Source organism: Duganella violaceipulchra (assembly GCF_019166075.1).
Lineage (GTDB): Bacteria > Pseudomonadota > Gammaproteobacteria > Burkholderiales > Burkholderiaceae_D > Rugamonas > Rugamonas violaceipulchra.
Window position 1 is genome coordinate 447,767 of sequence record NZ_JAHTGR010000003.1, and the last position, 13,554, is coordinate 461,320.

The 13,554-nt window shown below is 62.9% G+C and carries 14 protein-coding genes; 11 read left to right on the forward strand and 3 right to left on the reverse strand.

Annotation, left to right across the window (positions count from 1 at the left end; translation table 11 throughout):
* Positions 1 to 7: 7 nt before the first annotated feature.
* The 11 genes from hisC (at position 8) to tatC (ending at position 6,791) form a co-directional block, all read left to right on the forward strand.
* Entirely contained in the window at positions 8 to 1,102 is a 1,095-nt protein-coding gene (gene hisC, locus KVP70_RS07995) for a histidinol-phosphate transaminase (protein ID WP_217941594.1), read from the forward strand.
* 19 nt (positions 1,103 to 1,121) lie between these two features.
* A complete protein-coding gene (hisB, locus tag KVP70_RS08000) occupies positions 1,122 to 1,712 on the forward strand; it encodes an imidazoleglycerol-phosphate dehydratase HisB (RefSeq protein ID WP_008443061.1) in 591 nt (196 codons plus the stop codon).
* Between the two features lie 10 nt (positions 1,713 to 1,722).
* Positions 1,723 to 2,361, forward strand: coding sequence for an imidazole glycerol phosphate synthase subunit HisH (hisH, locus tag KVP70_RS08005; RefSeq protein ID WP_217941595.1), 639 nt, complete (start codon positions 1,723 to 1,725; stop codon positions 2,359 to 2,361).
* A 33-nt stretch (positions 2,362 to 2,394) separates the two neighbouring features.
* Entirely contained in the window at positions 2,395 to 3,186 is a 792-nt protein-coding gene (gene hisA, locus KVP70_RS08010) for a 1-(5-phosphoribosyl)-5-[(5-phosphoribosylamino)methylideneamino]imidazole-4-carboxamide isomerase (protein WP_217941596.1), read from the forward strand.
* 11 nt (positions 3,187 to 3,197) lie between these two features.
* Positions 3,198 to 3,959, forward strand: a complete 762-nt coding sequence (hisF, locus tag KVP70_RS08015) for an imidazole glycerol phosphate synthase subunit HisF (protein ID WP_217941597.1) — start codon at positions 3,198 to 3,200, stop codon at positions 3,957 to 3,959.
* A 23-nt stretch (positions 3,960 to 3,982) separates the two neighbouring features.
* Entirely contained in the window at positions 3,983 to 4,444 is a 462-nt protein-coding gene (gene hisI / locus KVP70_RS08020; RefSeq protein WP_217941598.1) for a phosphoribosyl-AMP cyclohydrolase, read from the forward strand.
* Positions 4,441 to 4,779 carry a phosphoribosyl-ATP diphosphatase gene (locus tag KVP70_RS08025; RefSeq protein ID WP_217941599.1) on the forward strand — a complete coding sequence of 113 codons (339 nt, stop codon included), beginning with the start codon at positions 4,441 to 4,443 and terminating at the stop codon, positions 4,777 to 4,779. Before hisI ends, KVP70_RS08025 begins: the two co-directional genes overlap by 4 nt.
* A gap of 21 nt (positions 4,780 to 4,800) precedes the next feature.
* Positions 4,801 to 5,172: a histidine triad nucleotide-binding protein gene (locus KVP70_RS08030; RefSeq protein ID WP_217941600.1), complete on the forward strand. Its 372-nt coding sequence runs from the start codon at positions 4,801 to 4,803 to the stop codon at positions 5,170 to 5,172.
* Positions 5,173 to 5,297: 125 nt separating this feature from the next.
* Positions 5,298 to 5,501 carry a Sec-independent protein translocase subunit TatA gene (gene tatA / locus KVP70_RS08035; RefSeq protein WP_026334731.1) on the forward strand — a complete coding sequence of 68 codons (204 nt, stop codon included), beginning with the start codon at positions 5,298 to 5,300 and terminating at the stop codon, positions 5,499 to 5,501.
* Between the two features lie 39 nt (positions 5,502 to 5,540).
* A complete protein-coding gene (gene tatB, locus KVP70_RS08040) occupies positions 5,541 to 6,035 on the forward strand; it encodes a Sec-independent protein translocase protein TatB (protein ID WP_217941601.1) in 495 nt (164 codons plus the stop codon).
* The gene (tatC, locus tag KVP70_RS08045; RefSeq protein WP_217941602.1) at positions 6,036 to 6,791 is read left to right on the forward strand and encodes a twin-arginine translocase subunit TatC; all 756 of its coding nucleotides are present in this window, start codon (positions 6,036 to 6,038) and stop codon (positions 6,789 to 6,791) included.
* A 9-nt stretch (positions 6,792 to 6,800) separates the two neighbouring features.
* Here the strand turns inward: tatC and KVP70_RS08050 are convergent, their stop codons facing one another.
* The 3 genes from KVP70_RS08050 to KVP70_RS08060 form a co-directional block, all read right to left on the reverse strand.
* Positions 6,801 to 7,205 (reverse strand): coiled-coil domain-containing protein, encoded by a 405-nt coding sequence (locus KVP70_RS08050; RefSeq protein ID WP_217941603.1) that lies wholly within the window; start codon positions 7,203 to 7,205, stop codon positions 6,801 to 6,803.
* 119 nt (positions 7,206 to 7,324) lie between these two features.
* Positions 7,325 to 9,283: a DUF885 domain-containing protein gene (locus tag KVP70_RS08055; protein ID WP_217941604.1), complete on the reverse strand. Its 1,959-nt coding sequence runs from the start codon at positions 9,281 to 9,283 to the stop codon at positions 7,325 to 7,327.
* A gap of 103 nt (positions 9,284 to 9,386) precedes the next feature.
* Positions 9,387 to 13,550 (reverse strand): DEAD/DEAH box helicase, encoded by a 4,164-nt coding sequence (locus KVP70_RS08060; protein WP_217941605.1) that lies wholly within the window; start codon positions 13,548 to 13,550, stop codon positions 9,387 to 9,389.
* Positions 13,551 to 13,554 lie beyond the last annotated feature (4 nt).

The window sequence follows — 13,554 nt, forward strand, 5'->3', positions numbered from 1 at the left end:
AAGTAAGATGTCTTCCATCGACACCCTGGTCACCACCACCATCCGCTCCGACGTGCGCGCCATTCATGGCTATCACGTCGCCGACGCGAGTGGTTATATCAAACTGGATGCGATGGAGAACCCTTACCACCTGCAGCATCATCTGCGCGAGGAGCTGGCCCGCCGCCTGGTGGACGTGACGCTGAACCGCTACCCGGTCGCGTCCTACGCCTCCATCAAGCAAAGCGTGTGCGCCAAGTTGGGCGTGCCGGCCGGTTACGACGTCATGCTGGGCAACGGCTCCGATGAACTGATCTCGATCCTGTGCATGGGCTGCGCGCTGCAGGACCGCCGCGCCGTGGTGCTGGCGCCAACGCCGTCCTTCGTCATGTACCAGCGTTCGGCGCAATTCGCCGGCATGGACTACGTTGGCGTGCCACTGAAGGCCGACCTGACGCTGGATCTGCCGGCCATGCTGGCCGCGATCAAGGAACACAGGCCGTCGCTGGTGTTCCTGTCCTACCCCAACAACCCGACCGGCAATCTGTTCGCGGCGGACGATATCGTCGCCATCATCAAGGCGCTGGACGGTTTCGGTCTGGCGGTAGTGGATGAGGCCTACGAGCCGTTCGCGCAGCAGACCTTTATGCACCGCCTGCCGGAATTTAACAATCTGGTCGTGATGCGCACCGTATCGAAGCTGGGCCTGGCCGGCATCCGCCTGGGTTACATGTCGGCGGCGCCGCAATTGCTGGCGGAGTTCGACAAAGTGCGGCCTCCTTACAACATCAACGTGTTGACGCAGGCAGCGGCCGAATTCGCGCTCGACCACGTGGAGGTGCTGAACCAGCAGGCCACCGCTTTGCGCGCCGCACGCGCCGATCTGACGGCGGCATTGGCCGCTATGCCCGGCGTCGAGGTATTTCCCTCGGCGGCGAATTTTATCTTGATACGGGTGCCAAATTCCGACGATGCCTACGTGAAACTGCTGTCTCGCAAGGTATTAGTCAAAAATGTAGGTAAAATGCACGATGTGCTGGCCAATTGTTTGCGTATCACGGTCAGTACCCCGGAAGAGAATTCCACCTTCCTCGATGCCTTCGCCGCATCGCTGGCATCCTGAGACCCATCGCGAGCCCTTCATGAACCGCACCGCAGAAATCATCCGCAACACCAACGAGACGCAAGTCCGCGTTTCCATCAACCTTGACGGCACCGGCCAGCAAAAGCTGAACACCGGCGTGCCCTTCCTGGACCACATGCTGGACCAGATCGCCCGTCACGGCCTGTTCGACCTGGACGTGGAAGCGACCGGCGACATCCATATCGACAACCACCACACGGTGGAAGACGTCGGCATCACCCTCGGCATGGCCGTGGCCAAGGCCATCGGCGACCGCAAGGGCATCGTCCGCTACGGCCATTCGTACGTGCCGCTGGACGAGGCGCTGTCGCGCGTGGTGCTGGATTTCTCCGGCCGTCCAGGCATCGAGTACCACATTCCGTTCACGCGCGCGATGATCGGCACCTTCGACGTCGACCTGACCCTGGAATTCTTCCGCGGCTTCGTCAACCACGCACTGGTCACGCTGCACATCGATAACCTGCGCGGCACCAACGCCCACCATCAATGCGAAACCGTGTTCAAGGCCTTCGGCCGCGCGCTGCGCATGGCGTCCGAGCTGGACCCGCGCGCCGCCGGCACCATCCCGTCGACCAAGGGCAGTCTGTAGAACATACATCATGAAAAAAATCGTAGTAGTTGATTACGGCATGGGTAATCTGCGCTCGGTCGCGCAGGCCCTGCGCGCCGTCGCGCCCGAAGCCAATGTGCTCATTTCCGGCGAAGTGGCCGACATCGAATCGGCCGACCGCATCGTGCTGCCCGGCCAGGGCGCCATGCCGGACTGCATGCGCAGCCTGCGCGAATCCGGCGTGCAGGAAGCGCTGCTGGTGGCCGCCAAAACCAAGCCGCTGATGGGCGTGTGCATCGGCGAGCAGATGCTGTTCGACGTCAGCGAGGAAGGCGACGCCGCCGGCCTCGGCCTGTTGCCGGGCAAAGTGGTACGCTTCCAGCTGGACGGACAGTTGCAGGAAGACGGCTCGCGCTTCAAGGTGCCGCAGATGGGCTGGAACCAAGTCCACCAAAACGCGTCTCACCCGATGTGGCAGGACATTGCCGACAACAGTTATTTCTATTTCGTGCACAGCTATTTCGCCCAGCCTGAACGGCCCGAGCACACCGTTGGACAAACTGTCTACGGTGCGGCGTTCAGTTGCGCCGTCGCCCGTGATAATATTTTTGCGACCCAGTTCCACCCGGAGAAAAGCGCCGCGGCCGGATTGCAGTTGTACAAAAATTTCGTTCACTGGAACCCTTGATTTCATTTACCCCTTAAATCTACCGAAACCATCATGCTGCTCATTCCTGCCATCGACCTCAAAGACGGTCACTGCGTTCGCTTGAAACAAGGCGATATGGAACTCGCCACCGTATTTTCCGAAGACCCGGCCGACATGGCCCTGCACTGGCTGAAACAAGGCGCGCGCCGCCTGCACCTGGTCGACCTGAACGGCGCCTTCGCCGGCAAGCCGAAGAACGAAGCCGCGGTCAAGGCCATCCTGAAAGTGGTGCAGGAATACGCCGAAGAAAACGACCTGGATGAAATCCCCGTGCAGCTGGGCGGCGGCATCCGCGACCTCGACACCATCGAGCGCTACCTGGACGCCGGCATCAGCTACGTCATCATCGGCACCGCCGCGGTGAAAGAGCCGGGCTTCCTGCACGACGCCTGCGGCGCCTTCCCGGGCCACATCATCGTCGGCCTGGACGCCAAGGACGGCAAGGTCGCCACCGACGGCTGGAGCAAGATGTCCGGCCACGAAGTGATCGACCTGGCCAAGAAGTTCGAAGCCTACGGCGTCGAATCGATCATCTACACCGACATCGGCCGCGACGGCATGATGGGCGGCGTGAACATCGAAGCCACCGTCAAGCTGGCGCAGGCGGTCAAGATCCCGGTCATCGCTTCGGGCGGCCTGCACAACCTGGCCGACGTCGAAGCGCTGTGCGCTGTCCAGGACGAAGGCATCGAGGGCGTGATCTGCGGCCGTTCGATTTACGAAGGCACCATCGACCTGGCCTCGGCCCAGTTGCGCGCGGATGAACTGAGCGGCGACCTGGAAGCCGACCCGGAAGAAAACTAAAGTGAAATACCATGCTCGCTAAACGCATCATCCCCTGCCTGGACGTGACCAATGGCCGCGTCGTCAAAGGCGTCAATTTCACCGAGCTGCGCGACGCCGGCGACCCGGTGGAAATCGCCCGCCGCTACGACGAGCAGGGCGCCGACGAACTGACCTTCCTCGACATCACCGCCACCAGCGACAACCGCGGCCTGATCCTGGACATCATCGAAGCCGTCGCTTCGCAGGTGTTCATTCCGCTGACGGTGGGCGGCGGCGTGCGCGAAGTGGCCGATGTGCGCCGCCTGCTCAACGCCGGCGCGGACAAGGTCAGCATGAACTCGTCGGCGGTGTCGAATCCGCAGCTGGTGTTCGACGCCTCGCAAAAGCACGGCTCGCAGTGCATCGTGGTGGCGATCGACGCCAAGCAGATCGCGCCCGGCAAGTGGGAAGTGTTCACCCACGGCGGCCGCAAGGCCACCGGCATCGACGCCATCGAATGGGCGAAGAAGATGGAACAGCTGGGCGCCGGCGAAATCCTGCTCACCAGCATGGATCGCGACGGCACCAAGTCCGGCTTCGACCTGGGCCTGACGCGCGGCGTGTCCGACGCGGTCGGCATCCCGGTGATCGCCTCGGGCGGCGTCGGCGGCTTGCAGGACCTGGCCGACGGCATCAAGCTGGGCAAGGCCGATGCGGTGCTGGCGGCCAGTATCTTTCACTACGGCCAGCACACCGTGCAGGAAGCCAAGCGCTTCATGGCGCAACAGGGCATTCCGATGCGCCTGGCGTAGTTTTTAACAGTATGGAAATGAAGATGTCGACTACCGCAAGCGCCTTGGCCAAGGCTAAATGGCTGAAGAAAATCCAGTGGGACGAGCACGGCCTGGTGCCGGTCATCGCCCAGGAAGCGGGCAGCAACGATGTGTTGATGTTCGCCTGGATGAACCGCGACGCGCTGGCCAAGACGGTCGAGCTCGGCGAAGCCGTCTATTGGAGCCGCTCGCGCAAGAAGCTGTGGCACAAGGGCGAGGAGTCCGGCCACGTGCAGAAGGTGCTGGAAATCCGCCTCGACTGCGACGAGGATGTGGTGCTGCTGAAGATCGAACAGGCCGGCGGCATCGCCTGCCATACCGGCCGCCATTCCTGCTTCTTCCAGAAGTTTGAAGGCGACGCGCTGGAAGGCGACTGGCAAAACGCCGAGCCGGTGCTGAAAGACCCGTCCGACATCTACACCCCCGCCACCGTGGCGAAAACCAAAGCAAAGAAATCCACATGAGCACTATCCTGGACCGCCTGGCCGACATCATCGAGTCGCGCAAACTGGCCAACGGCGGCGATCCCGCCACGTCCTACACCTCCAAGCTGTTCGCCAAGGGCGACGACGCCATCCTGAAGAAGATCGGCGAGGAAGCCACCGAAACCGTGATGGCCGCCAAGGATGCGCGCGCCGGTGGCGACAGCGGCAAGGTGCTGTACGAGGTGGCCGACTTGTGGTTCCATACGCTGGTGCTGCTGGCCCAGTTCGATCTGAAGCCGCAGCAGGTGCTCGACGAGCTGGCGCGCCGCGAAGGCGTCTCCGGCATAGCCGAAAAAGCCGCTCGCAAGGAATAATCCCCCATTTACGGAGTCGTTGTGGAAAATTGCCTGTTTTGCAAAATAGCTGAAAAGAAAATCCCATCCGCCATCGTCTACGAAGATGAAGACCTGCTGGCCTTCAAAGACATCAACCCGGCCGCGCCGGTGCACTTGCTGCTGATCCCGAAGAAACATTTCTCGACCTTGTCCGATTGCAGCGCCAACGAAGCGCCGCTGCTGGGCAAGATGCTGGCGCTGGCCCCCCGTCTGGCAGAGGAAGCCGGCTGCGGCGTCCGCTATGATGCGGACGGCTCGCCGACCGGCGGTTACAAGACGCTGATTAACAGTGGTCCCAACGGCGGTCAGGAGGTGTACCATTTACATCTGCACGTGATCGGCGGCCCGCACCCCTGGCGCGGACAACGCTAGTCGCAATGGCGTTATATCGATAGCCGCATGACATCTACATGACAGGCGGCGGTTCGCTTATACTGTTGCAGCAGTTCTCGTATCAACGGATAAATTGGGCGCATGCGCCTTGCAAGGGGAATATGATGGGTTCATTCAGTATTTGGCATTGGTTGATCGTCCTGGTGATTGTGATGCTGGTGTTCGGCACCAAAAAACTGGGCAATATGGGTTCGGACATCGGCAAGGCCGTTAAAGGCTTCAAGGATGGCGTCAAGGGCGACGACGACAAGCCGGCTGCGCCAGCCGCTCCCGGCACCATCGACGTCGACGCTAAAGAGAAGAAGTAAGCTGGGGGAGCGGTGCTCCCTTTTCGCTGAAACACCCTTATGATCGATCTCGGTCTTACCAAACTTGCTGTGATCGGCGTGGTTGCGCTGGTCGTCATCGGTCCTGAAAAGCTGCCCAAGGTAGCGCGCATGGCCGGGACGCTGTACGGCCGCGCCCAACGCTATCTGAACGAAGTCAAATCCGAAGTCTCGCGCGAAATCGAACTGGAAGAGTTGAAAAACCTCCAGAAGGAAGTGCAGGCGGCGGCCGAGAGCGTGAAGGCGGACGTCGAAAGCTCGATGTCGCAGCACGTGGCCGAGGTGGAGAACGCCTGGCACGACACGCCGACCATCCACTCGCCGACCATCAGCAACGCCACCACCGACGACCTGTCGCGCAAGGCGCGCGAGTTCCGCCGCAAGAAGCTGGTGCGCAATTCGGCCATCCCCGGCTGGTACAAGCAGCGTCACGGCGGCAAGATGCACGTGACCTCCGGCGCCGCGCGCGTGAAGCGCTTCCGCCCCGGCAGCAACTCCTCTTCTTCGTTCTACTAAATGACTACACCTGAAAAGGGCGAAGAGACCTTTATCTCTCACCTGATCGAATTGCGCGACCGTCTGGTCAAGGCATCGATCGGCATTGCCATCGTCTGTATCGCGCTGATGATCTGGCCCGGTCCGTCGCAGATCTACGATTTCATCGCGCGGCCGATGATCGCCTCGCTGCCGGTCGGCTCGAAGATGATCGCCACCGGCGTGATCTCGCCGTTCCTGGTGCCGATGAAGGTGACGCTGGTCATTTCCATCATCCTGTCGCTGCCGTGGGTGCTGTACCAGCTGTGGGCCTTCGTGGCGCCCGGCCTGTATGCGCATGAGAAGCGGCTGATCGCGCCGCTGGTGATTTCGTCGTCGGTATTGTTCATGGCCGGCGTGGCGTTCTGCTACTTCCTGGTGTTCGGACGGGTGTTCCAGTTCATCTCCGAGTTTTCGCCGCATTCGATCGCGGTGACGCCGGATATCGAGAACTACCTGGATTTCGTCATGTCGATGTGTCTGGCCTTTGGCGCGACCTTCGAGGTGCCGGTGGTGGTGGTGATTTTGGTGCGGATGGGTTTGGTGACGGTGGCCAAGCTGAAAGAGATACGGCCTTACGCCATCGTCGGCGCCTTCGTGATTGCCGCGATCGTCACGCCGCCTGACGCGGTCAGCATGTTTTCGCTGGCGGTTCCGATGTGCCTGCTGTTCGAGCTGGGCCTGCTGGTGGCGCCGATGTTCGTGCGCATGTCGACGGCGCCGGAAGAGAAGGTCTGAGTTGTCGGGTCATGGTAGCCGGCTCAATATTTTAAAAAGCACGCCGAGCGTTACGCCATGTAGCACCAACGATAGCCCGGTCAGCATGTAAAGTATGTTGAACCGGATATTCATGTGCGCTTTCAACTCGGCGATCTGCGCTTTCAACGCAACGACCTGCCCTTTCAACGCATCGATCTGCCCTTGCAGATCGCTACGCAGCTTTTCGATCTGCGCATGCACATCGCTGCGCAGAATTTCTATGCGGGCGATAACATCCGTCTTCATCAATAGCATATCGCCGGGCGTCACAGTGGACTCGGCTAATGCGTCGCGCAACGCCAATGACTGAGCCTCAGCTTGCTGCTGAGACAACCCTGCTTCCTCAAGTTTTCTGGCGTATGAAAGTGTGTCGAATTTGATAGGCATATTCATGACCGCTCCCTGATTTAATCGTAGCAGAAACCGGGCAGAATGCGAGCCGGCTCACTATCGTATCGAATCAATGGTTGAGTCGTTTGCGCGCACTCAAGTGCGCGCAAACCCATGCGATGCTACTGCGTCATCAAGCCCTTGATCACCCGCACCGGCGCGCTGCCGTAGCTCAGGAATTGCTCGTGGAATTCCTTCAGGTTGAACTTCGCTCCCAGCTGCTGCTTGCGCTGTTCGCGCAACTCCATGATCTCGCTGTAGCCGCTGAAATAGCTGGTCAGCTGTACCGACGACACCTGCACCCGATGCCATTTCTCAACGGCTTCGCTGCGCGTCTGGAAGGCCTGGCGCGTCAGCAGGTCGATCGCCTGCTCTTCGGTCATGCCCAGCACGTGCACGCTGTAATCGAGGATGGTGTTGGTGACGCTGCGCAGATTCCACTTCGAATACATCAGCCACATCTCCGGCGCGTTGTCGCCGTAGCCGGACTCCAGCATCATGCGCTCGCCGTACACCGCCCAACCCTCCACCATCGCGCCATTGCCGAAGATGGATTTGACGATAGACGGCGACTTGTTCGCATACACCAGCTGCGCATAATGCCCCGGTATCGCCTCATGAATATTCAGGATCTGCAGGATCCAGTAGTTGTACTCGCGCAGGCTGCTCTCGGCCGCTTCCGGCGTCGCGCCGTCGAGCGGCGTCACGTTGTAGTAGGTGCGGTCCTGCGGACGATACGGTCCCGGCGCGTCGATGCTGGCGCCCGCCACGCCGGCCTGGTAGGCAGGCGTGGCCCGCACTTCCAGCTGCTTCTTCGGATCGAGCGTCAGCAGGTTGTGGCTGATCACCCAGTCCTGCAGCACCGGCACCTGGCGGCGGATCTCGGCGAAGAAATCCTCGCGCTTGACGTGGCGCTCGGACAGCTTGCCGATCACCATGCCGATCTTGGCGAAACGGTCGGCCGGCTTGGCGGTGGCGCCCATGGTCTTGTCCCACAGCTCGTCGGAGATGCGCTCCATATTGGCCAGCAGCTCTTCACGCGCGGCCAGCGCCTTCTGGTAGGTCTGCTCGGCAGTGCTGCCGGACTGGATGTCGAAGGCAAACTTCTGCTCGTACAGTTCCTTACCCAGGCGGAAGGTGCGGCGGCCGCTGGTGTCCATCTGCTTGTCCATCTCGGTCAGGAAGGCCACGTAGCCGTCGACCGCGGTCAGCGCCGCGTTCACGCGCTGGGTGAACAGCTGCTTCTCCACCGGCGTCAGGATCGACGCCTGGGCCGCCTTGTCCACCTCGGTCAGCAGGGTCTGCACGCCGGGCGCTTGCGCGATCGCCAGGCGCGTGTGTTCGCGCGTCGGGTTGATGATGTTGGCGCGCGCCGCATCGTAGTAGGCCGGGATGCCGGCGATGCGCTTGAGCAGCGTGCGCAGGCGCTGCGGCTGGGCCGCGTATTCGGTATTGAGGATCAGGTCGATCGGGCCGGCCACGTTGTAGCTGGCCGGGTTCCACTCGTATTCCTTCAAGGTGGTCAGGCGGAAGCGGTCGCTGTCGAGCTTGTTGATCAGCAGCGCCAGGTCGGTGCGCTGCTTGGCCGACAACTGGCTGGCGTTGATCGCGCCGAAGCGCTGCTTCCATTCGTCGATGAAGGCCAGTTCCTTGGCCTGGCCCGCCTTGTCGGGGATGGACAGCGAGGCGGCGGTATCGTACTTGCCGGCGTAGATCGCGCTTTCCGAATCGATGCGCCACAGCGCGTTGAGGAACTGGCTGCTCTGGCCGTCGAAGGAACGGTCCTGGCGGCGTTCCGGCGTGCCGGACGGCTTCAGCGACGGCGCGGCGACGGCGGCGGCCACCGCAGCGGCGGCGACGGTTTTCGTCTTACCGTGCTTGCCGGTGCTCTTGCTGTTGGCTTTGCCGCCGGCTTTTGCGTTCTTGCTTGACTTGCCGCTTTTCGCGTGGACCGTGTGGCTGCCGCTCTTGCCGCCGCTCTTGGCCGAGGTATGCGTTGTCTTGTGGTGCGTGGTGGCGCCGGCTGGTGCGACGGCGAGCGTCGTCATCAATACAGCCAGTGCGATATTTGTCTTGATCATCTTGAACAGCCTTGTCGATAAAATGGCCGGGCGTACCGGGCCGAAGCGGAGGAGATTATCATTAATCCGCAGGTTTGAGCGCATCCGGTTTGTAACCGGACGTCTACTTTCGCATTCCTTCTTGCAGCATGTTCAACATATCGGAGGCCGTCATGCGGCCCGATACGTCGCTGCCTTCGAGCAGGCTGTCGGCCAGGTCGCGCTTGTGCTGGTGCAGGTCGACAATGCCTTCCTCGATCGTATGGCGCGCCACCAGCCGGTAGATGGTCACCGGCCGCAGCTGGCCCATGCGGTGGGCGCGGTCCGAGGCCTGGTCTTCCACCGCCGGATTCCACCACGGGTCCATGTGGATCACATAATCGGCGGCGGTCAGGTTGATGCCGACGCCGCCCGCTTTCAGGCTGATGAGGAACACCTCGCCCTCGCCGGCCTGGAACAGGTCGACCCGTTTTTTGCGCTCGGCCATAGTCGTCGAGCCGTCCAGGTATTGATAGCTGATGTTGTTGGCGTCCAGGTGGGCGCGGATCAGCGACAGGTGATCGACGAACTGGCTGAACACCAGCACCTTGTGACGGTTCTCCAGCAAGCCTTCCAGCAGATGCGCGAAGGCCGCCAGCTTGCTGCTGGCCAGGCCCAGTTCCGGCGCCACCAGGTTCGGGTTGCAGCAGGCGCGCCGCAACCGCATGATCTCGGCCAGGATCTGGATCGATTTCTTCTCGGCCGGTCCTTCGACGGCGGCCAGGTTTTCCAGCGCGGCGCGGCGCAACGATTCGTACAGCGCCGTCTCGTCCGCCGACAAGTCCACTTCCATTGTGATCTCGGTGCGCGACGGCAGCTCGGTCAGCACCTGTGCCTTGGTCCGGCGCAGCATGAATGGTTGGATCAAGCGCCGCAGGCGGTTGCGCGCGCCCACTTCGGCGCGGTGGTCCTGCGGCTTTTCGATCGGCGCGGCGAAGCGCAGGTTGAATTGCTCGATACTGCCCAGCAGGCCCGGATTGATGAAGCGGAACAGGTTCCACAACTCGCCCAGATGGTTCTCCAGCGGCGTGCCGGTGGCGATCATGCGGAACTCGCCCCTGAGCGCCATCACGGCCTGCGAACGCTTGGTGGCGGCGTTCTTGATCGCCTGCGCTTCATCGAGCACGATGGTGTTCCACTGCACGCCGGCGAACAGCGCGGACTCCAGTTGCAGCAGGCCGTAGCTGGTCACCACCAGGTCGTAGGGCTGCAAGGTGGACATGGTCTCGGCGCGGTCGCCGGGGCCGAACAGCTTCACCTTCAAGGTCGGCGCAAAGCGCGCCGCTTCGCTGATCCAGTTCATGCAGACGGAGGTTGGCGCCACCACCAGGGTGGGGCCTTGCGGCGCGCGCGACAGGATCAGCGCCAGCGCCTGCAGCGTTTTGCCCAGGCCCATATCGTCGGCCAGGCAGGCGCCCACGCCCCAGCTGGCGAGACGCGACAGCCAGTTGAAGCCTTCCAGCTGGTAGTCGCGCAGCTCTGCCTGCAGAGTGCTCGGCAGCTGCGGCACGAAGGCCGCCTGCGCTTCCATCCGTGTCAAATGCTCCTTCCACAGCTTGTCCGATTTCAGGCCGCCGATATCGTCGGCCAGTTCCTCCAGCGCGAACGACGCCAGCGGATGCACGCGCACGCCGTCCTCGGTGATCTCGCCGTAGACCGACACTTCCATCAGCCGGCGGTGCAGCTCCTCGGTCAGCGCCAGATAGCGGTTCTCGCCCAGTTCCACGAAGCGGCTCTGGCTCTTCTGCATCAGCTCCAGCAGCGTTTTTAGATCCATGACCTTGCCTTCGTCGATCTGCAATTCGCCGCTGGCTGCGAACCAGTCCTTGTTGCTCTTGATGGCAAGGCGCAGCTGCTTGGTCTCCACCTTGGCGGTCACGCGGAAGCTTTCGCCTTCCGGCCAGGCCAGCACGATGGCGTCCGGGTTCATGTCCTGAAGTTCGACCAGCAACTGCAGGCACAGCGCCGGTTGGCCCAGCAGCCATTCGCCGTGTTCCTGCTCGGCCGCTTCCAGCACCGGGCATTTGGCGATCAGTTCACGCTCGGCGTCGCGTTCGTCGATCAGCTTACGGCGTGCCTGCACCGGCTTGCCGTTGACGTCCGCGATCACGCTGTCGGCGCCGGCGCCGGGCGCGTAGTACGCACCGTTGGCCAGCGGCCGCACCAGCACCTGCATCTTCAGGCCGTGCTGGTAGGGCAGCAGGTGCAGGTGCAGGCGCATGTCGGCCTCCACCTGTTCCATGTCCGGCGCGGCGCCGCCGATTTCCGACTGCACCGTCACCAGCGAGGAGATGGAGCTGATCGCATGCAGCACCTGCTGCTCGGCGTGGGCCGGCACGTTCAAGCCGTTGCCGACGATGGCGGCGATGCGGCGGTGCTCGTCGAGGATGGTGACCACGCGCAGGCGGGTCGGCGTCTCCTTGCTGACGATGACGGAGGAGCTGTCGTCCGGGATGGCCGGTTGCAGGCGCAGTTCCAGGTTGCCGGGGCTTTTCTTGATCAGCAGTTCGGGCTCGCCGGCCAGCATTTCCACCCGCGTGTCCGGCGCATCGGCCCAGAACAGCAGCGGGTGGCCGATCAGCGCCGACGCGGCGCGCTGCGGATCGATTTCGTAAGCGAGGCCGCTGGACTGGTAGCTGCGGTGCGCGACCGAGATCGCCTCGGAGGCGCGGACGTCCTGCGGCGTCAGGAAGTCGAACTGCTCGGCCTCGAAGCGCAGGCGTTTCAGGCCGACGGCGCGGCCCTTGCTCCACAGGCCGCGCGCATCGCGCTTCTGCTCCACCGGCGCGACGTCGGTCAGGCCGTGGCGGTTGTCGTAGTTCAGCATCCACACCAGGCGCGTGCTGCCGGCGGCATCGGCGGTTGCGGGCTGCTGGAGATTGATCAGCGCCGTCAACTGCCGCTGCCACGCTTCCTGCCGCTCGAACCACACGCTCATGTCGGGATAGCCGAGGCGCGAGCGCAGCGCGTTCGCGTGGCGCTGCTGTTCGACGTCGCCCAAGTGGCCCAGCAGGCAGGCGGCTTGGCCGGCGATGAACAGGTAGCCGGCGCGCTCGGCGTTCTGCGCCAGCTCCTGCAGCTGCGCCTTGCGCTCGGACAGCTGCGGCAGCGACAGCCAGAAATACAGCAGGCACTGGAACATCTGCGTTTGCAGGTTGTTGTCCCACGCCAGCGCGGCGACGGCGTCGGTTTGCATGGTGCCGGCGCGGATCTGGCGCAGCATGTCGATCTGCTGGTGGACGGCGGTGTCGTGATTCTGCGTCATGCGCACCGCGATTTCGAGATAGGCCTCGGCCGCCTTCAGGTGCTTGGCGTCGCCGCTGCGCAGCAACGACAACAGGTACAGATAGCCGGACATGCCGGTGAACAGGTGCTTGCGTTTGCCGGTGTCGCGGCGCAGCGTCTTCAGCGCCGCGTCGAAGCCGACGATGGCCGCGCCGCTGGCGCCGCGCAGCAGCACCACCGCGCTGGCGAGGTACTGGCTTTGCGGGCCGGCGGTGCGTTCCAGGTAGCGCTTGGCGTCGTCCAGGCGGCCGCACAGGATGGCGTCTTCCGCCAGGGCCATGCGCAGCTCGGGACTGATGTCGCCCTTGGCGGCCAGGCGGCGCTGCATGTGTTGCTCGCAAAATTCGCGGATCACAGGCACGGTCAGGAATTCATGCTGGGCGTTTTGCAGCAGCACCATCAGCACATCGTCCTGCAGCAGCGGATGCACGCGCGCCAGCATGCCCGGCTCGAAAGGTCGGCCGAAGATGTCGACGATGGGGTGCAGCTGCGCCGCCTCGTAGCTGCCCAGGCAGAACGCCAGTATCGGCTGGATCTGCTGCGGCGCCAGGCCACGCAGGAGGCCCATGCGCAGGCGCGCCATGCCGGCGCGGTAGCTGCGCGGCTCGAAGCTGTTCCAGGTCTGGCGCATCGGCGTCAGTTCGTCGTAGGCGCTGCACAAGTCGTCCAGCGCATGCGTGCCGATGGAGGCGCGCATCGCCGGCCAGCGCAGCTTGGGGTTGCAGGCGAAGCCGCGCCCCGTCACCACGCTGATGAAGGCCAGCCGCTCCAGCTTGCGCATCGATTCGTCCAGCGTGCCGACGCCGTAGGCATTGCCGTCCTTGTCCTCGATGCGGGCGTGGTTCAGGTGGTCGAGGATGGCCGTGCGTCCCACCGGCTCGCCGATCAGGGCGAGCAGCGCCAGTATCATTTTTTCGTTGAATTCAAGCGCGTCAAATTCGGCGAGAAGCTTAGCGTCGGCCATGCGT

Excerpts from the sequence above, each read along its gene's own strand:
- hisC (WP_217941594.1), top strand. The coding sequence starts at position 8 with ATGTCTTCCATCGACACCCTGGTCACCACCACCATCCGCTCCGACGTG.
- hisB (WP_008443061.1), top strand. The coding sequence starts at position 1,122 with ATGAACCGCACCGCAGAAATCATCCGCAACACCAACGAGACGCAAGTC.
- hisH (WP_217941595.1), top strand. The coding sequence starts at position 1,723 with ATGAAAAAAATCGTAGTAGTTGATTACGGCATGGGTAATCTGCGCTCG.
- hisA (WP_217941596.1), top strand. The coding sequence starts at position 2,395 with ATGCTGCTCATTCCTGCCATCGACCTCAAAGACGGTCACTGCGTTCGC.
- hisF (WP_217941597.1), top strand. The coding sequence starts at position 3,198 with ATGCTCGCTAAACGCATCATCCCCTGCCTGGACGTGACCAATGGCCGC.
- hisI (WP_217941598.1), top strand. The coding sequence starts at position 3,983 with ATGTCGACTACCGCAAGCGCCTTGGCCAAGGCTAAATGGCTGAAGAAA.
- KVP70_RS08025 (WP_217941599.1), top strand. The coding sequence starts at position 4,441 with ATGAGCACTATCCTGGACCGCCTGGCCGACATCATCGAGTCGCGCAAA.
- tatA (WP_026334731.1), top strand. The coding sequence starts at position 5,298 with ATGGGTTCATTCAGTATTTGGCATTGGTTGATCGTCCTGGTGATTGTG.
- tatB (WP_217941601.1), top strand. The coding sequence starts at position 5,541 with ATGATCGATCTCGGTCTTACCAAACTTGCTGTGATCGGCGTGGTTGCG.
- tatC (WP_217941602.1), top strand. The coding sequence starts at position 6,036 with ATGACTACACCTGAAAAGGGCGAAGAGACCTTTATCTCTCACCTGATC.
- KVP70_RS08050 (WP_217941603.1), bottom strand. The coding sequence starts at position 7,205 with ATGAATATGCCTATCAAATTCGACACACTTTCATACGCCAGAAAACTT.
- KVP70_RS08055 (WP_217941604.1), bottom strand. The coding sequence starts at position 9,283 with ATGATCAAGACAAATATCGCACTGGCTGTATTGATGACGACGCTCGCC.
- KVP70_RS08060 (WP_217941605.1), bottom strand. The coding sequence starts at position 13,550 with ATGGCCGACGCTAAGCTTCTCGCCGAATTTGACGCGCTTGAATTCAAC.